This is a genomic window from Streptomyces acidicola (assembly GCF_009377235.1).
Lineage (GTDB): Bacteria > Actinomycetota > Actinomycetes > Streptomycetales > Streptomycetaceae > Streptomyces > Streptomyces acidicola.
Window position 1 is genome coordinate 68,307 of sequence record NZ_VMNX01000005.1, and the last position, 18,266, is coordinate 86,572.

General features: G+C 69.6%; 14 protein-coding genes and 1 tRNA gene. 4 read left to right on the top strand and 11 right to left on the bottom strand.

Going from position 1 to position 18,266, the window contains the following annotated elements; genetic code table 11:
• The first annotated feature begins 123 nt into the window (after positions 1-123).
• The 4 genes from FPZ41_RS03565 (at position 124) to FPZ41_RS03580 (ending at position 4,721) form a co-directional block, all read left to right on the top strand.
• Complete coding sequence (locus FPZ41_RS03565) at positions 124-1,329, top strand: DNA polymerase III subunit delta' (RefSeq protein ID WP_152858992.1); 1,206 nt, start codon at positions 124-126, stop codon at positions 1,327-1,329.
• Between the two features lie 182 nt (positions 1,330-1,511).
• Positions 1,512-3,224 carry an alpha/beta hydrolase gene (locus FPZ41_RS03570; RefSeq protein ID WP_152858994.1) on the top strand — a complete coding sequence of 571 codons (1,713 nt, stop codon included), beginning with the start codon at positions 1,512-1,514 and terminating at the stop codon, positions 3,222-3,224.
• A 101-nt stretch (positions 3,225-3,325) separates the two neighbouring features.
• A tRNA-Thr gene (locus tag FPZ41_RS03575) sits at positions 3,326-3,402 on the top strand.
• 797 nt (positions 3,403-4,199) lie between these two features.
• Positions 4,200-4,721 (top strand): hypothetical protein, encoded by a 522-nt coding sequence (locus FPZ41_RS03580; protein WP_152858996.1) that lies wholly within the window; start codon positions 4,200-4,202, stop codon positions 4,719-4,721.
• Positions 4,722-4,736: 15 nt separating this feature from the next.
• Here the strand turns inward: FPZ41_RS03580 and FPZ41_RS03585 are convergent, their stop codons facing one another.
• From FPZ41_RS03585 to FPZ41_RS03635, 11 genes are all read right to left on the bottom strand, one after another.
• Positions 4,737-6,002 carry an erythromycin esterase family protein gene (locus tag FPZ41_RS03585; protein ID WP_322619784.1) on the bottom strand — a complete coding sequence of 422 codons (1,266 nt, stop codon included), beginning with the start codon at positions 6,000-6,002 and terminating at the stop codon, positions 4,737-4,739.
• Between the two features lie 54 nt (positions 6,003-6,056).
• On the bottom strand, positions 6,057-7,037 hold the full coding sequence (locus FPZ41_RS03590) for an LLM class flavin-dependent oxidoreductase (protein WP_152858998.1): 981 nt from the start codon (positions 7,035-7,037) through the stop codon (positions 6,057-6,059).
• Between the two features lie 10 nt (positions 7,038-7,047).
• Positions 7,048-8,832: an ABC transporter ATP-binding protein gene (locus tag FPZ41_RS03595; protein ID WP_152859000.1), complete on the bottom strand. Its 1,785-nt coding sequence runs from the start codon at positions 8,830-8,832 to the stop codon at positions 7,048-7,050.
• Positions 8,829-11,885, bottom strand: coding sequence for a lantibiotic dehydratase (locus FPZ41_RS03600; protein WP_152859084.1), 3,057 nt, complete (start codon positions 11,883-11,885; stop codon positions 8,829-8,831). Before FPZ41_RS03600 ends, FPZ41_RS03595 begins: the two co-directional genes overlap by 4 nt.
• 5 nt (positions 11,886-11,890) lie before the next feature.
• Positions 11,891-13,228 carry a lanthionine synthetase C family protein gene (locus FPZ41_RS03605; RefSeq protein ID WP_152859002.1) on the bottom strand — a complete coding sequence of 446 codons (1,338 nt, stop codon included), beginning with the start codon at positions 13,226-13,228 and terminating at the stop codon, positions 11,891-11,893.
• A gap of 98 nt (positions 13,229-13,326) precedes the next feature.
• The gene (locus tag FPZ41_RS03610; protein WP_152859003.1) at positions 13,327-13,515 is read right to left on the bottom strand and encodes an FDLD family class I lanthipeptide; all 189 of its coding nucleotides are present in this window, start codon (positions 13,513-13,515) and stop codon (positions 13,327-13,329) included.
• Positions 13,516-13,647: 132 nt separating this feature from the next.
• Positions 13,648-13,959, bottom strand: coding sequence for a response regulator transcription factor (locus tag FPZ41_RS03615; protein ID WP_322619785.1), 312 nt, complete (start codon positions 13,957-13,959; stop codon positions 13,648-13,650).
• Complete coding sequence (locus tag FPZ41_RS03620; RefSeq protein WP_152859005.1) at positions 13,956-15,779, bottom strand: ABC transporter ATP-binding protein; 1,824 nt, start codon at positions 15,777-15,779, stop codon at positions 13,956-13,958. The genes FPZ41_RS03615 and FPZ41_RS03620 overlap by 4 nt, the downstream gene beginning before the upstream one ends.
• Positions 15,776-16,216 carry a lasso peptide biosynthesis B2 protein gene (locus FPZ41_RS03625; RefSeq protein WP_152859007.1) on the bottom strand — a complete coding sequence of 147 codons (441 nt, stop codon included), beginning with the start codon at positions 16,214-16,216 and terminating at the stop codon, positions 15,776-15,778. The genes FPZ41_RS03620 and FPZ41_RS03625 overlap by 4 nt, the downstream gene beginning before the upstream one ends.
• Positions 16,213-16,464: a lasso peptide biosynthesis PqqD family chaperone gene (locus FPZ41_RS03630; protein ID WP_152859009.1), complete on the bottom strand. Its 252-nt coding sequence runs from the start codon at positions 16,462-16,464 to the stop codon at positions 16,213-16,215. Before FPZ41_RS03630 ends, FPZ41_RS03625 begins: the two co-directional genes overlap by 4 nt.
• Positions 16,465-16,478: 14 nt before the next feature.
• Complete coding sequence (locus FPZ41_RS03635; RefSeq protein ID WP_194235971.1) at positions 16,479-18,146, bottom strand: asparagine synthase-related protein; 1,668 nt, start codon at positions 18,144-18,146, stop codon at positions 16,479-16,481.
• Positions 18,147-18,266: the final 120 nt, after the last annotated feature.

An 18,266-nucleotide genomic window follows, 5' to 3' on the forward strand; every position in this document is an offset into this window, starting at 1 on the left:
GCCGCTGAGTACGTCCGGCCGGGGCTGGCGGCGGCGATGAGCACCGGTCCGGCCCCGACTGTCAGTGGCCTCGCGCACAATGGGTTGCGGCAAGGCAGAGTGTGACGGAAGGGGCGGTGCCGCATGCCCGTGTGGGACGACTTGGTGGGCCAGGAGCGGCTGAGCGCGCAGCTCGAAGCCGCCGCCCGGGATGCCGACGCGATCGTCACCGCGGCCGCCGCCGACGCGCCGCTGCCCGAGGCATCGAAGATGACCCACGCCTGGTTGTTCACGGGCCCGCCCGGCGCCGGACACACCACGGCCGCGCGGGCCTTCGCGGCGGCCCTCCAGTGCGTCAGCCCGGACCGCGCGCTGGGCGGGACCCCCGGCTGCGGCTTCTGCGACGGCTGCCATACGGCGCTGGTGGGCACCCACGCCGATGTCACCACGGTCGCCGCCGTGGGCTCGCAGATCCTCGTCGAGGACATGCGGGACACGGTCCGCAAGTCGTTCACGTCGCCGGCGAACGGTCGCTGGCAGATCATCCTCGTCGAGGACGCCGAGCGGCTGAACGAGAAGTCGGCCAACGCCGTCCTCAAGGCAGTCGAGGAGCCCGCCCCCCGCACGGTCTGGCTGCTGTGCGCACCCTCGCTCGACGACGTCCTCCCCACCATCCGCTCCCGTTGCCGCCACGTGAGTCTGCTCACACCCTCGGTGGACGCGGTCGCCGACATGCTCGTACGGCGTGAGGGCATCGAGCCCGCCGCGGCCGCCGCCGCGGCCCGCGCCACCCAGGGGCACGTCGACCGCGCCCGCCGTCTGGCCACCGACCCGCGCACGCGGGAGCGGCGGGCCGCCGTGCTCAAGGTGCCCTTGCGCGTCGAGGACATCGGCGGCTGCCTCAAGGCGGCGCAGGAACTGGTCGACGCCGCCACGGAGGAGTCCAAGCAGCTCGCCGAGGAGCTCGACGTCAAGGAGACCGAGGAGTTGAAGGCGGCGCTGGGCGCGGTCCAGGGCGGCCGCATGCCGCGCGGCACCGCGGGTGTCATGAAGGACCTGGAGGACAAGCAGAAGCGCCGCCGGACGCGTGCGCAGCGCGACAGCCTCGACCTGGCTCTCACCGACCTCACCGGCTTCTACCGCGACGTCCTCGCCCTCCAGCTCGGCTCCCGTGTCGCCCTCGCCAACACCGAGGCGCACGACACGCTGGAGCGCATCGCCCGCGACACCACACCGGAGTCCACGCTGCGCCGCATCGACGCGATCGCCGCCTGCCGCGACGCCCTCGACCGGAACGTGGCCCCCTTGCTGGCCGTGGAGGCGATGACGCTGGCGCTGCGGGCAGGCTGAGGTTCCGGTCCGGCGGGCACCGCTGCTCGGCTGGGTTTGGTCCCTTTGGCGGACGGGTGCGTCGTCTGGCGGGCCGATGCGTCGTCCGGCGGACCGGTGTGTCGTCGCCGTCACCCGTACGAGCCGCTCCCCTTCCTCTCGCGAATAGTGACCAACTCATCGCGCAGAGTTACGATCACGGAATGTACATCAGGAGCTGCCCTCGGTTGCCCTCCAGTGGCACGACCACCCACGCTCGCCCCGACCGCCGGAACCGAACCCTGCGTACGACCACCGGATTCCTCCTCGCCTCCGCACTGCTCATCTCGGCCTGCTCCCTGGGCAGCTCGACATCGGCGGCATCGGCGACAGGGACCGCGGCGGCAAGGGCCGCAGCGACGGGGACCACGGCGACAGGGACCCCGGCGACAGGGACCCCGGCGACATCGGGAACGCCGGTGCTCAAAGCGCTGCCCGGCGCGACACCATCGGCTCTGACCCCGTACTACGGGCAGAAGCTGACCTGGCGCAGCTGCGGTGGCCGCGGCTTCGAGTGTGCCACGGTGAAGGCGCCACTCGACTACGCCCAGCCGGGCCGGGGCGACGTCAGGCTGGCCGTCAGCCGCAAGAAGGCCACGGGCCCCGGCAAGCGTCTCGGCTCGCTGCTGCTCAACCCCGGCGGCCCGGGCAGCGCGGCCGTCCAGTACCTCCAGGCGTACGCGGGCATGGCCTACCCGACGGCGGTCCGCGCCCGCTACGACCTGGTGGCCGTCGACCCGCGCGGCGTCGCCGGCAGCGAGCCGGTCGAATGCCTCAACGGGCGCCGGATGGACGCGTACACGCAGACGGACTTCACTCCCGACGACCGGCGGGAGACCGACGAACTGGTCGCCGCCTTCCGGGAGTTCGCGAACGGCTGCGGCGCGCACTCCGCCCGGTTGCTGCGCCATGTCTCGACGGTCGAGGCCGCCCGGGACATGGACATCCTGCGCGGGGTGCTGGGTGACAAGCGGCTGACGTACGTCGGGGCGTCGTACGGGACGTTCCTCGGCGCGACGTACGCGGGGCTGTTCCCCGAGCGGGTCGGCCGGCTGGTCCTGGACGGCGCGATGGACCCGTCCCTGCCAGCCCGCAAGCTGAACGAGGACCAGACGGCGGGGTTCGAGACGGCGTTCCGGTCGTTCGCGAGGGACTGCGTGCGGCGGTCGGACTGCCCGCTGGGCGACGCCGGCGCGACCCCGGCCCAACTGGGCCAGAATCTGAGGGCCTTCTTCGCCCGGCTCGACGCCAAACCCATCCCGGCCCGCGGCTCGGGCGGCCGTGCGCTCGGCGAGTCCCTGGCCACCACGGGGGTGGTCGCGGCGATGTACAACGAGAAGTCGTGGCCGAGGCTGCGCCAAGCCCTCACCCGGGCGATCGACCACAAGGACGGTTCCGGCCTGCTCGCCCTCTCGGACGGCTACTACGAGCGGGGCGCGGACGGCGAGTACGCGAACCTGATCTCCGCCAACGCCGCCGTGAACTGTCTGGACTCCCCGTCGGCGTTCTCGACCCCCGAGCAGGCGCGGCAGGCGCTCCCCGCCTTCGAGAAGGCATCCCCGGTCTTCGGCCGTTTCCTGACCTGGGCGTCCCTGGGTTGCGCGTACTGGCCGGTGAAGCCCACCGGCACTCCACACCGCATCGAGGCGAAGGGCGCGGCCCCGATCGTCGTCGTCGGCACCACCCGCGACCCGGCGACCCCGTACCACTGGGCCCGCGCCCTCGCCTCCCAGCTGTCCTCGGGACGCCTCCTCACCTACGACGGCGACGGCCACACGGCGTACGTTCGCGGCAGCCGCTGCATCGACTCCGCGATCAACACCTACCTCCTCGACGGCACCCCTCCCACCAGCGGAAAGCGCTGCTCACAGCCCTGATCACCAGCCCCTTCCGGGGTGCTCCGACGGCTGGTACGGAGCGCCCCGGAAACTGTGTAGACTTACCGACGTTGCTGATCGCACCATAGTGCGGACAGCGTGCCGCCTTAGCTCAGATGGCCAGAGCAACGCACTCGTAATGCGTAGGTCTCGGGTTCGAATCCCGAAGGCGGCTCCATGGTGATCCCCAGGTCAGGCCTTTGACCTGGGGTTTCGTGTTTCGGATGACCTTGAAATCGACCCAATTGAGTACGTGCGGTCTGTGCATCGTAATGCGTAGGTCGGGGGTGTGGTTTCCGTGATCGTGAAGACGGCTTGAGTCTCTGAGCTGGGCTTTTGCTCATCTGAGAGGGTCGGGTCAGGCATACGCGGTCGGTTTCGGTGGACAACCGGTGGACAGGCGTGCGTGACGTTCCATCAGGGAGCTGTCGCTGCCCCGGGACCGACGGGTGAAGTGAGACCGTCTTCGATGGGGCGATCGGGAGTGGTGGGACTGTCCGATGCCGATAGGTCTCACGTCCAGCTCGGGTCCTGGAGTTGATCAAGGCTGTGAATCCACTCAGTAGCCAATCGGGGCACAGGGTCAGGATCGGCCGGTAGGCCGCACTGCTGCCTGTTGTTCCCTTGTGGCACAGCGTTCCTGGCGAGTCCGCGTTCAGCATGGACCGGCGCGGAACCAGCGCAGCATGTGTGGGCTCCGCCTCCGGCCTCCAGCTTCCACAGGAAGTGCCACTACAAGCCGGACGACGCTCTCCTGTAGGGGTGCGGCGGCCCTGACGGCGCTGGCCGGAGGTCGTGCGTCGTCGAGGGGCATGCAGCTGACGGTTGACGGAGCAGAGAGACAAACTGGCCGCACTGCGGCAGCTCCCCATGGCGAGGGCCCTGCCGACTGGAAAATCACCCAACGTCCGGCGACTTGCCGGAAGCTGGCCTGAACATTGATCAACAGGGTGATCATGAAGCAAGGAGTTGTTGATGTACTCGTTCACACATGTGTCCGCCGACGATCCGCTCTTCGGTTCGATCGGCATCCAACTGGACCATGAGAACGGGGCTTTGGTTGTCGACGGCGGTGGTCTTCCGCGGGCCGAGATGACGCGGGCCGTCGGTACACCGCTGGAGAGCCATGTGCCGATCGGTACGCGTGATCGGCAGTGCCTGGTCATGACGGTCGATGACACGGCGGTGACTCTGCGCCCTGCCAAGGGATTCCTGACCCGCCGGTCCTACCGCGTGGATGCCGAGTCCGAGGGAACGGGATCCATGCACCGGTTGGTGCCCGATTCCCTTGGCAGCAGCCGCCTGTTACGGGACGGCATGCTCATCGGTGCCTTCACGTCGACCGGAGACGGGGTGGTGACGGCCGAATGGGAGCCAGACGCCGCCCCGGAGCCCCGCGACGCGGCCATCGGATACGCGCTCGCCGCGGCCTTCGGCACCGGAGCCGAGCCGATGTGGAAGTTGACTCTTCAAGCCGTGCTCGCCATGTGGCCATAGGAGTGAAGGCGTCGCTCACCCCTCCGGCGGCAGCAGGTGTGAGCAGGTCGAGCGGGCGACGAAGGCGATGCCGTCGTAGTCCTGCACTGGCACCAGCGGCGCCACATGGAAGCGGTAGAAGAATCGCGGCACATTGGCACCGAAGCCGCGCTGGGCATAAGGGGCGTACAGCCACTGTGCGGCCTCGGGTGAGGTACCGCCGGCTCGCAGGTCGGTGTAGTAGTCACCGAGGACGCTGTCGGCGAGCTGTGCCTCGATGGACCGGAATCCCGTGCCGATGTGATGCTGAACCGGCGAGCCCTGGAAATCGTCACCGCGTCGTGCGAGGAAGGAGCCCTTACCGAAGAGCAGGGCCAGCGCGTAGTAGGCGTCGCCGTAGCGTTCGCGGAGCCCGCTGCCGAGCGCGGGCACGTTTTCGCCGTATGTGCTCTTCGCGATGTGTCCGTTGTGCGCCCAGAGCATGACCCGCGCCTTGGGGTTGTCGTCCACGAGCCGTGCCACGGCCTCGGCCATGTAGCGGTCGCGTACGGCGAATACGCTGTCCGCGCCGGAGCGCGGGTCCGGGGAGCGGGTCACCAGATCGGCGGCACGCACGAGGATCCGTGCATGTTCCAGGGCTTCGTCGATGCCGTCCGCCGGTTCCGATGTCTCGTCCGAGGTGTGCCGGGACAACTTCTCGCGGAGGCTCTCCAGGAAGTCGGCGAGTGCTTCGGCGCGGCGCATGAGCGTTTGTCGCGGGTCGGGCTGGGACGCCGGTCGAGCTTGCTTCAGTACATCGAGTTCACGTATCTCCTCCGTCCGCTCGGGTGTGACCCGCTGGAGGAAGGCGGCGACCGCCTCGACTGAGTCGGTGCTGCGTTGGGGGTCCGTGCCGACGAAACGGACCCGCCGTTCCTCGGGGAGAGCGCGGTTGTGCTTGCGCAGCCACTCGACGAGGTCGAGCATCTCCTGTGTGCGCCAGGTCCAGAATCCCAGCCTGGCGACGAGCCGTGCGGGGTCGCCGGTGCCGTGCCGCACGTACGTGTCCAGGGCGTGGGCGGCGGACTCGCTGGCCTCCATGGCGAGGACGCCGAATCCCGCCTCTCGCACCAGGAACTCGATGATCCGGTGCTTCAGCCGGAAGAACTCGCTGGTGCCGTGGGTGGATTCGCCGAGGCCGACAATCCGCACACCGCGCAGGATGTCGCGGAGCGGTTCAAGGTCGTCGGCGGGAGCGCCCGGTGTCAGCGTGCTGAGCGGTCTGGCGTGCTCGGTCAGCCAGCGCGCGATGTCGTCGGGCACTCGGTGTCTCTTCTCGTCGGGCGGCTGGGCGGCGCATGGCGGGTCCGGGATGCCCTACCGGATCGGGTGACCGTTCTCCAAGACCCGGCATGAGGCGAGGATGTCCTGGAGGTCTTGCACGGCTTCCGGTTGGCCATGTTCGGAATACACGCCAGCGAGGTTGAGGACAACTTCGTCCACGCCGGCCCGACCGTATTCGGCCAGTTGTGCGGCGATTTCCTCGGGCGTGCCGTGCACGAAGGTGCCCGAATCAACCAGGGCACGGGCGCCGAGGTTCGGGCGGCTGGGGTGCACACGCAGGCCGGCCCGGCGCAGCATGTCGGTGTAATGCGGGCCGGCGAGGTGGGCGCGGGCCGCCGTGTAGGCGAGCCGATACGCGTTGCGGTGGGGGCGGTCGACGGCGGCGTGCACGACCGTGACCATGCGCGGCACCGGCCGACCGGCCTCGGCCGCCCCTTTCGCCATGGCGGGCAGCAGCGTGTCGCGCACATAACCGGGCGGAGTCATCCAACTGATCGCTGTGTCAGCCACGCGGCCGGCGGCGTGCGCGAGGGCGGGCCGGAGCACGCCGAGCCCGGTCTCCACGTACGGGTGTGGCATTCCCGGCAGGCTGACGGCACCACCGTCGTCACCGGGCGACTGTGTCTGCTCGGTGTCCAGCAGACGGCGGACCTCGCCGAGGTAGGCGGCGCAGGCGTCACGCGGGCTGTCGTACGGCTTCCCGTGTAGCCCGGCGACGAAGTCCGGCGTCGCCGCCCCCAGACCCAGGACCATGCGGTGTCCGGTGAGCATGGCCAGGGAGCGGGACTGGATCGCGGCGTCCATGGGGTGGCGAAGCGGCATCAGGACGACGCTGGTCCCGACCGGTACGCGATACCCCATTCCGGCGAGGTAGGCGAACACCTGGTGGGTGTCCGCGCTCAGGGACTGGCCCTGCCACAAACGGGCGGCCCACCCGTCACGAACGAACTCGGCGAAAGGAACCACCGATCGAGGATCCGTCGGCATGACGGGGTACAGGACGGACACACGCATCGCTCGACCTCTAGGGGGACACGGCTTCGGTCAGGTAGCCCGAGGCCTGGAGACGGAAGAGACGGGCGTAGACACCGTCGGCCCGGACGAGGTCCTGGTGCACGCCGTGCTCGATCACCTTGCCGTTCTCCACCACGACGATGTGATCCGCCATCCGGACGGTGGAGAATCGGTGGGCTATGACCAGGGACGTGGCGCCGCGGGCGATTTCCTTCAGCCGGGTGAAGATCTCCGCTTCCGCTTCGGCGTCGATGGCGGCCGTCGGCTCGTCCAGAACGACGACCGGTGCGCGTCGCATGAATGCCCGGCTCAGCGCCATCTTCTGCCACTGCCCGCCGGAGAGCTGGTGGCCGTCCTCGAAGTGGCGTCCGAGCGTGGTGTCGTACTTCTGCGGCAGCGACTCGACGATGCTCTCGGCTCCGGCCGCACGTGCTGCCTCGGCGACTCGTTCCGTGTCGTGACGAGCCTCCACCCGGCCGAAGCCGATGTTGTCGCGCACCGGCAGCTCGTAGCGGATGAAGTCCTGGAAAATGACGCCCATGTGACGTTGCAGGTCGTCGATGTCGTACTCCTCGATGGGCACGTCGTCGATGAGGATCCGGCCGCCGCTCGGCTCGTACAGGCGAGTGAGGAGTTTGACGAGCGTGGTTTTGCCAGCACCGTTCTGCCCCACCAGAGCAACGCACCGGCCTGCGGGGATGGTGAAACTGACACCGCCCAGGACGACGCGATCGGTTCCGGGGTAGACGAAGCGCACGTCGCGGAACTCGATGCCCTTGCGGAGTTTGTCGGGGAAGGGCCTGGTGCCGCCCTTGAGCTGCCGTTCGGGCAGTGCGAAGAAGTCGAAGAGGTTGCCGAGGAACAGGCTGTCCTTGTACAGGGCAGCGATGCCGAGCAGCATGGCATGCGCGGACACCTGGATCGATCCGACGGCCTGGAGGTAGCCCGCGAGCTGCCCTATCCGGCCGGCGTCGATGGTGGTGTGGATGGCCCACAACACGGCACTCGACGAGGCGGCGACGCTGAGAAAGCCGAGGGTGCCACCGAGCAGGGACTGGCGACGGGCCAGACGCCGGTCAGTGTCGAAGAAGGTCCGCACGAGGCGGGTGTAGAGGTCCAGGAGGTGCGGGCCCAGTTGGAAGAGCCGTATCTCCTTGTACGAATGGTCGCTGGTCGTGAGGTGCTGGTAGTAGTAAAGGCGGCGTCGGTCGGAGGCCCGCTCATACTCGATCTCGTAGCCCTTGTGGCTGAAGAACATGTACGAGATCACCGATGGGACGGGCGAGAACAGGATCGCCAGGGCGATCCAGGGACTCCAGGAGAACAGCACCACGCTGACGGTCACCAGAGTGACCAGCTCCCGGGCGACCTCAAGGAGTTGGGTGAACACTTGATAGACACGGCCGCCGCTGCTCTCCTGGAAGGCGCGCTGCATGTTGTCGTAGACCGCCGCGTCCTCATACTGCTGCAGATCGAGCATCGTGCCCTTGCGCATCACCCACTCGCCCACGCGGGCGGTGAGTTCGAGCCGCAGGAGCGAGTCGAGGTATTGGAGGCAGGTGCCCAGCAGGTGGCTGGCGAGGCTCACCGCCATCAGGAGGCCACCCGAGAGGAAGGCGGACCGCCCGGCGTCGGCATCACCGGCGACGGCGTCGGCCACGCTCTGCACCGCGGAAGCGACGAGCCCGATCTGGGCGGCCGGGACGAGGGCGAGAAGCATGGACACGGCCGCGAAGCCCGATACCCGCAGGGGGCTGAGTCCCCAGAACAGGACGGTGACGCGGAGCCAGATCATCGTTCCTCCCTGGCCGCCGCGGCGGCGCGGCCGCGGATCGCGCGCAGTACGTGCGCCCACAGGGCATGGCTGCGAGCCTCCCGGTCCAGGTCTATGGGCAACAGGCGGTTGATCTGCATATGGGCCAGGCTCGCGAGGATCCCGTCCTCCGATCCGACGAGCACGCCGTCCCGCTCCGCCTGGCGTACGGCCTCGGCCATCCGCCCGGCGGAGGACGCCTGGTCCGCGAAAATCTCATGGAGCAGCAGCCGGTGGCTCCTGCCCTCCTCGTGCGGGGCGCGATCCCAGGGGCTGAGAAGCTCGCACAGGTAGGCGCGGTGCGCGTGGAACAGCTGCCGGGTGTCACGTACATGGACATCGTCCTGGTCGACGGTGTGCCCAGTGCGCAGGGACGGTCGGCCACCCCACTGCGTGTACAGCGTGTCCAGGGCGGCGACGGCGAGGAACTCCGGTCTGATGTCGAGTCGTCGAGCCAGCAGCGACGCCGTGGTCTCGCTGCTGGCCTGGAACATCAGCTCAGCGGCGTCGAAGACCTTCGGGCCCCCGTAGCGGGCGATCTCCGGTGCGTAGCCAGCCAGTTCGATGTCCCTGGCAAGCCCCTGACCGACCAGGCTCCGGCCCCAGGCCGTTACGAGGGTCAGAGTGCGGGCGGCGTCCGTCCCCCGTACCCGCAGTCGCAGGTGGGGAAAGGGGTCGGCGTAACGGATGTAGAACCAGCGGTCGAGCAGGCCCTGTCGCCGCAGTTCGGCGACGAGGTCGCGCAGCGGGCCGGCGATGATCTCGTCCTGCCGCTCGGGTGCCGCGTAGATCTTGAGGAAGGTCCACTCGCCGCCCGGCAGATGGCGTTCCACGGGGACTTCCCGCCTGCCGCGCGGCAGCGAGCGACGGGTGGCACGCACGGCGTCCCGGAGCACGACCGGTACGACGAGCTCGGTCGCGTAGCGGTCGTCGGCGGTGTCCTGGAGCCACATGCCGTCGAACGACGGCAGCATCTCGTGGAGGACGAGGGTGCGCTGCTTGTCCAGTTCCTCGCGGAGTTCGACTCGGCAGGCGGAGTGGTCGAGGTCCAGCAACAGCCGCTGGTCGGCTTCGACGAGGTAGACGTGGCGGGGTACGCGCCACCGCTCCCGCCAGCCGTCGAGGTCGTCGGCGGTGCCTGCGGTGAGCCTCCATTGCGCGGGGCGCAGAACCACCCTGCCGCGGGTCACCCGTGGCAGGAACGGAGCTGCCTCGGCCGGCCCCCAGTGGAATCCGGTCGGCTGGATGCAGCCATCCTGAGACACCTCGATGAGGAAGCGCGCGACATTCGGCGCGAGGGTCGGGCTGAGCATGTGGTGCTGGGCGACCACGATCTCCCGGTCCAGTCGCCGGGACCAGAGGTGGAACCGGTCGTCGGCGACACCGACGAGGATGTCGTCCAGCGGGACGACCCGGTCCGGGGCCACCGACGGCGTCGTGTTGACGGGAATCTCGTACGGCCGGATGGCGGGGCGCAGTGTCACATTGGCCGCCCGGCCGTACGGCGGCAGGAACGCCAGGTCCGCGTAGGCGACATCGGGGAAGAGTGCCTCCTCGCGCCGCGCATAGTCGCGCAGCTGGTCCCCGGCGGCCTCACCGAGCAGGTCGCCGAAGCGTCCGAAGGTCCGTCCACCGTAGGCGAGGCTGTCGGATCGCAGGACCGCCCGCCACTCGCCCCGGTCGAGGGCCTCGCGGTCCGAGGCGTCGATCTGAACGTACGCCTCCAGCGCGGGTGGCGGGTCCCCCGGTCCGGGGCGGGCCGGGGCGAGCCGGTCCAGCCAGGCGTCGGTCAGCTCGACCTCGACGGCCCGGTCCCACCACGCCTGCTGGGCGAACTCGACGAGCGCGCCGTCCAGCAGGGAGGTGTCCTCGGCGGGCGCGGGAGGCAACGCGATGCCGCGGGGCGGATTGGTGTAGGTGGGCGGCGCGTCCAGCCCGGTGTCGGGACTGAGCAGGCTGAGGACCGGTACGCGTGTCCCGGCGCCGTAGCGCTCGGCGAACTCCTCGCGGTAGCGGGTCAGAGGGGTGCGCGTGCCGTGGGCCGCGCTGAGCCGGACCAGGACGCCCACGGCTTCGGCGACCTCCTGCGCGATCGACTCGTTCAGGACCGGATCGCGCAGGTCCAGTGCGGTGTCGGCCTGGTAGGTCCGGTCCGTGTGCTCGGGGACCAAGTCGCGCTGGGCGACCGACAGCCGCCGCAGCGACTCGGTGTCGTGGACACGGTCGGCCAGGTCGGCCACCGCACGCAGCTGTTCGACGGCGGCGGTGGCGGCCGGGACGCCGGTGAGTTTCTTCAGGACGTGCAGCTCAGGGCGTTCCGCGGTTTGCGGGGGCCGCAGGTCGCCGGTGAGGAAGCCGAGGTCCCACAGCTGGCGGACCAGCCTCTCGACGGACTCCGGCGACACCTCCGGGAAGGCGGTCGACAGTTCGGCCGTGAGCCGCTCGTAGGGGACAGGTACGGCGGCCGTCCGCATGACCAGGTCCACGGCGGGGGTGGCCCGGACGCGCACCGTGCGCGCGTCGTGCCGGCCGTACTTGTCGGCCTGCGGCAGGACGACGCGGTCGCCGGCGAGATGGGCCATGGGGTTGAGGACGAGGTGGAGTTGGCGCAGTAGGGCGGGGTTCGTCTCCAGCCGCTCGATCAGGGCGAGCAGCCAGCCCATGTCGGCGCGCACGCGGACTCGGTGCTCCTGGGGCCGGCCGAGCCGGGCTTCCGAGCCGGGTCCGAACGTTCCCATCGCCACGCCGGAAAACGCGCCGAAGGGCGTGGGCCGAGTCGCCATGCGCGTCGCGTACCGCAGCAGCCGGGAGTGCAGCCGCCGGGTGCGCTTCTTGCTCAGGCTGTCGAGCCGGTCGAGACCGCCGGTCAGATCCTCGCTCGCGATGAGCAGAGCGCGGGCGATGTCGGGACGGCCGGCGAGGTCAACCAGGGCCTGCGGGGTGCGGGCGGGGTCGGCCATGATGTCGAGATAGGTTTCCACGGGCAGGACAGGGGAGCGGAGGAGGAAGAACCCGGCGGGCTCGTACGGGGACATGGCCGTCACCGGGCGAGGAAGATGCGGAACCAGCTGGGTCGCTCCTCGCCGACGGCGGCGAGCAGGGTGAGGGCGACGCCGGTGGCCCCGGTGAGGAGCCCCGGATCGTCGACGGCCTGTCCGGGGCGGGGCACGTCCGTGAAGCCGAGCGGGCGGTCCGGATCGTGTCGGTCGAGCAACTGCCCGACCAGCTCCGGCAGCCGGTCGCGGGCGGTCGCGCTCCAGGGCGCGAACTCTAGGGCGAGCATGACGAGTCCGGCGAGGCCGTGGCAGAGAGTGGGTGACAGCGGTGCGAGATCTCGCGCACGGGTCAGTGCGGCGTCGAAGGCCGCGACGGCAGTGGCGTGCAGTTCCTCGTCCGCGGTGGCCGTGGCGATGGTCAGGAGCGCGCCGGCGACGCCCACGCTGCCGTAGCACCAGGCGACCCGATCGTGTCCGGACCCGGAGGTGACCTCCTGACCGTGCTCGTCGACGGGCGTGCCGTCGCCCCACACGGGGCCGTGCTCGTCGACGGCGGCCTGGGCCCGGATCCAGCGAGTGAAGGTGGCGACGGCCTCCAGGTGGCCCGGGCGGCGGTGGCCAGCCTCCCAGGCGACGGCGAGGGCGGCGGCCACCCCCGGAACTCCGTGCGACAGGCCCAGGTTGAGGTAGCCGTGCGGGTACTTGGCGTGGTAGTCGGCGACGGGCGGGTAGTACGCCGGGGTGATGAGCCAGCGGTGCGGTGTGCCCGCGGTCTCGGCAGGTCGGCTGAGCCAGATCAGGTAGTCGACGAGTGCGCCGGCGGCCTCGGAGATCCGGTCGGTCGGTTCGGTGAGGGAGCTGAGCTGGACGAGGGTGCCGGCCGCTCCGTTCACGAGGTCGTAGTCCAGGTCGCTGACGGCCCGCTCGGTCTGTCGCGGTGGCGCGGCGAGGATCTGGTCGGCGAGTTGTTCGTACAGCCGGTCCAGGCTGGGGCGGAAGCGGGGCTCGTCGCGGGTGATGTCCGCGAGCGCGAGGGCGAGGCCGCTGGTGCCGGCGAACAGACCATGGTGGTCGAGCGGTTCGACCTGTGTGGACAGAACCGCCTCGCGCATGTGTGCGAAGGCTGTGTCGAGGTCGCCCATGCCTGCCCGTGCGGCGTAGAGGTGCAGGAGCGCCGTACCCGCCTGCCCGTGGGCGACACTGGGCGGGTACCAGCCGCCGGACGTGTCACTCTGTTCGGCAGCGAGCAACGCTAGGTCGTCGACCTGCGCCGTGGTCGACGTCTGTGCGACGACGTGCTGGACGGCTGTCCGTACGCGGTGCACGAGTCCGAGGTCGGCCGCGCGGATCCTGGTCCCCGTACCGTGGTGGGCGAGTTGCATGGTCTGTCCCTGTCTGTTCGGCGTGTCTCTCGGGCCCTGTATGACGGGTGCCGCCGTGACGCGGGCACGGCGGCACCCGTCAGGCGTTCAGCTCGAGATCACTTACCGGGCGAGCAGAAGACCGTGCACACCGAGGTGCAGGCACAGGTGCTGGTGACCTGGCAAACACTCTTGGTGCAGACCGTCTTGGTCGCGATCTGCGAGATGGACGGCAGGGGCGCCTGCTCACCAGCGGGGCCGGCGGAGGGAGCGGAGATCCGGGCGTCGAGGTCGAATGCGTCCGACATTTCATTTCCTTTCGTGATTCCTTTCCCGGCCGTGAGGCCGGCCGGGAGCGCCGGTGTTTTCCCGGCGTGCGAAGAATCATGTCGAATCGTGTCAGGGAGTTTCTATTGGCCGTGGCGACAATATTTCCGGAGTCAGCTTCTGGATTTATCCAGCTCGCCTGGGCGGGCGTCGGATCGCCTTTCCGTCAAGAATGTGTATGACGCCAGGCAGGCGGTCAGGCGGGAACCGAGTTCCAGTTTCTCCATGACGGCGGCCACATGGGCACGTACGGTCCGCTCGCTCACGTGGAGGCGCTGCGCCATCGCCTCGTTGGACAGTCCTTCGGCGAGTAGAAGAAAGGTCTCCTGCTCGCGGGGGGTGAGCCGGCCCACTCGGTCCAGGGCCGGTCTCCAGTGCGGCTCCGCGCATGCGGAGCCGGAAGGGGGTGCGCCGGTGACACTCACGGTGCTGCCATGCTCCTGTCCGCGTCAGGATGTTTGAGATGGTCTGTGGTCAGCCGTCGGTAGAACGGGTCGTCAGTGAGCAATTGTTCGTGCGTGCCCATGGCGCTGACCCGGCCGTCGTCCAGGACGACGATCCGGTCGGCCGCGCGCACCGTCGACATTCGATGGGCCACCACCAGCAGAGCGTGTTTCCGGGATATCTTCCGTAACATCTCGGTGATTTCCCGTTCGTTGATGAGGTCGAGTTGCGATGTGGGTTCGTCCAGCAGCAAGAGATGCGGTCGGCCCAGCAACGCGCGAGCAATGGCGACTCGTTGACGTTCTCCGCCGGAGAGATTGAAACCGCGGTCACCGACTTCTGTCCGCAGCCCGTCCGGAAGGCGTTCGACGAGTTCTTCGAGGTTGACCATTCGCAGCGTTTCGCGAATGCTTTCTTCGTCCGCCGCCGGAGTCGCGTACACCAGGTTGTCGCGCAGGGTTCCGTGCAGCAGGGGCGCGTGTTGCTCGACGAGACCGATCCGGGCACGGTGTGCGCGCGGATCGACGTCGCGGATGTCCGTGCCGTCGAAGGCGATGTGTCCGCCGTCGGGCTCGTAGAACTTCTCCACGAGCGACACGATGGTGGTCTTACCGGCGCCGGAGCGTCCCACGAGCGCGACGATGCCGGTCCGCGGCACCGTGAAGCAGACGTCGCGCAGCACGGGCCGTTCACCGTACGAGAAGGTGACGTTCCGCAGATCGAGCAGCGTCGATGAGGAAGCCGCGGGTGGCGTCGCCGACGCCTGCGTGACCTCTTCCATGGGCAGTCCCAGGACTTCCTCGATCCGGCCGAGCGATCCCAGGCCGCGCTGGATGAGGCTGAGCGCGTTGAAGAGTCCCGCGAGCGGCATGACGAGGTAGGTGGCGAACAGGAGAAACGCCACGAGCTCGCTGACGGTCATCGATCCGTTCGACACACGGACCGCGCCGATCAACAGGACGAGGAGGAACGAACCGTTGACTGCGATCTCCATGGCCGGTCCCACGACGGAGCCCAGCCGCGCGGAGCGCAGTCCCGCGGTGTAGGCGGTGTCGACGTCCGCTCCGATGCGTTCGGCCTCCCGGCGCTCGGCACGGGCGGCCCGGACCGTCCTGATGCCGCCGAGCGCGCGTTCGAGGTCGGCGGTCATCGCTCCGACGCCGGCGAGGGCCTGCTCGGTGCTGCTGCGGATGCCGGCCATCACGCCGGCGACGAGGACGGCGGCGACCACAAGTGTTGCGGCGACCATGAGGAACATCACCGGGTCGATCCAGAGCATCAGCCCCGCGGCACCGACGCCGGTGACGCCTACGGTGACGAGTTGGACGAAGCTGCCGGCCACCATGTCGCGCAGCACGGTGGTGTCGGTCCCGACCCGTGACAGCAGATCGCCGGTCCGCCGGCCGTCGAGTTCCTGGATCCGGACGAACATCAGTCGCTCGACGAGCCGGCGCCGCAGCCGCCGGACCACGCTTTCGCCGGTCACGTCCAGCAGGTACTGACCGCCGGCCTCCAGCGCCGCCTGGGCGAGGAAGAGAGCGGTCAGGGCCACGACGAGCGAAGCGACGGCTTCGTGGGCCGAGACCCGGTCGATCAGACGCATGGTCAGCAGCGGCTGGAACAGGCCGACCACCGTACCCGTGACCGTCAGCACGAGCGCCGCGACCACAGTACGGCCGCTGCCCCGCAGCAGGCGCAGCAGATCGCCGATGCGTGGGCCGTCGGTCTCCTGGGCCGACCCCGCCTGGTCCTGGACCGCCCCGGTGACCCCGGCAGCGGTCGCCTTGACGTCGCCGCTCATGAGCGACCCCTCTTCCCTGCCCCGGGGCTCACACCGATCAGCACCTGGAAGTAGTCCTGGGGCAGCTCCTCGCCCACCAGTCGGCCATCCGCCTCGACCCAGGCGTGGGCGCCGAACGGCGGCGCGCTGCGGACGCCGACGCACCAGGTGGGCCACTCTCCCCTGGCCCGGCACAGCAGGGCCGTGGCGACGGAACGAGGCAGACAGCCCTCCCGTCCGGCGCACACCGCGCTGACGGTGGTGACCGCTCGGCGGGCGCGAAGGGCTCTGTCGTGACCGGCCGGGCGGGCTCCGCGCGCCACGCGGCGGAGCAGCCGGCCCAGGCGGGCTGGCGGGAGAAGCAGGAGCGGCCGCGCCACGGCGACGGCGACACGGGCCTGGGCGCGTTGCCCGAACGACGTTCCCGTATGCGTCTCCGGCACCGGGTGGAAGCTCATGCCCTCACCAGCCGGGCCTCGCGCAGGGCGGACAGCAGCGCGGCCACGTCGGTCGTCGCGCGGTCCTCGTCCACCTCGAACTCGGCGCACAGTGTGCCGATGATCTCCTCGGCCGGACTGCCTTCGAGTAGGGCCGCCAGGATCAGACCACCGGTCGGGTTGAGTTCCCAGTACTCGCCCGTACCGCCGTTCAGCAGGACCTTGCCGTAGTCCGTGTCGACCAAGGACACGTCCTTGCGCAATTGCATGGAGATGTTCCCCTTCAGATGGTGCGAAGCCAGATCTCGCAGGCGAGCGTGGCGTCGATGCCGCCGTGCCGCAGTTCGGGTGACGAGGGCCGGAGGGTGATGTCCACGAGGCGTTCGGCATCGACGAGGCCGGCCTTGGCGAGGTGCGACTCCCGCCACAGTTCGGCCAACCGCACCCGGTTCTCCCGCAGGCCGTTGGCCGCGTCGACCGATGCCTCGCCCTTGGTGGTACGCCGCAGCAGGGCGTCGGGTACATGACCGCGCATCGCTGTCTTCAGCAGCGGCTTGAACTCCCAAGGGGTGGTGCGCTCCTCGGAACGTACGGACCAGCACGCCGCGATGACCCGGTCGTCCAGGAACGGGCTGGCCAATGGCAGTCCGCTGTGCTCTGCCACCTGGTGCAGAACGCGGGTGGCACGCGTCCCGTGGTGAAGCGTCTGGAGTTCGTTGTGCAGTGCGTGGGTGGCGCCACGAGGCTCGGCCGTCGCCGCAGCCTCCCGTAGCTTCCTGCCTACGGAGTCGGCGGCGTCGGGTGTGACCCACGTCGGCAACCGCGGCGGTATGTCCCAGGCGAAGACGTCTGGACTGTGCGGAGCCGGCCGGGGGGCGGTGATCCGGTCGGCGGTGTCCGCCAGCCACTGGCCGTACGGCCGCCGGTCGGTGAGCACCGACACCGTCTCCCGCAACGACCAGCGGTTCTGGGCACGGTAACCCCGGATGCTGCGCAGCGCCTTGAGCGGACGGGTGGTAAGCAGATCCCGGTGATGGGCGGGGTGCCCCCACAGGACGTGGTCGCCGCCCATGCCGGTGAAGTGCAGCCGCGAGCCACGGGCGAGGAGCCCGTCGTGGCCGACCAGTTGGCGGGGCTGGTCGATGATCGTGGGCAGCGGTTCGTCGACGGGACCGGTGACGTCGAGCAGACCGCTGTAGAACAGCGGGATCTCGTCGATGTCCAGCAGGATGTGTTCCAGGCCGTCGATCTCGGACGCCGCCAGCCGGGCCCAGTGCACGTCGTCGTCACCGATGTCCCGGCTGGGCATGGTGAGCGCGGGCAGCGGCTCCGCGCTCGCTCGGGCGGCTAGGGCGCAGATGGTGGTGGAGTCCAGGCCGCCGGACAGGTCGCAGCTGACCGTTTCGGCCGCGGCCACCCGGAAACGTACGGCGTCGTCGAGTGCCTCGCGCAGTGCCTCGGCACCCTCGACGAGCGGGACATGGGTGTGCGGGGGTTCCCACCAGCGGACCGTCCCAGTCCTGCCCCGGCCGAACCGGAGGAGGTCGCCGGGAACGACGGCGTGCACACCGCGCCACAGCGGCACGTCACCCAGCGGATGGGGTACGAAGTCCAGGAGACGAAGGGCGAGCATGTCTTCGTCCAGTGGTGCGTCGAGCAACCGCGCCAGAGTGTCGGCGCGGTTGGCGGACACGGTGACCTCGCCGACGGTGGCGTGGAACAGGCGGCGCAACCCGCCAGCCGTGCCGCGGGCGTGGATCTCGCCGTGTGCCTCCACGACGGCGTGGAAGTCGCCGGGCAGGCGCGCGGTCAGGCGGTCGAGTGCGTCGATGTCCCTCACGTCGGCGATGTGGGCTTCGAGTTCGCGTTGACCGACGGGCGTGTGCCCGATCAGCGCCACGAACAGGCCGTGTCCGTTGCGGGCTTGGACGGAGGTGAGCCAGTCGCCCAAGATAAACGGGTTTCCGGAGGGGTGGGCGATGGTTCGAGCGGCACGTGTCACCATGCGAGAGGCCACGGCGAGGGCGGCCTCACAGTCCGGGAACAGCGTGAACCATCCCTCGCCGTGGTC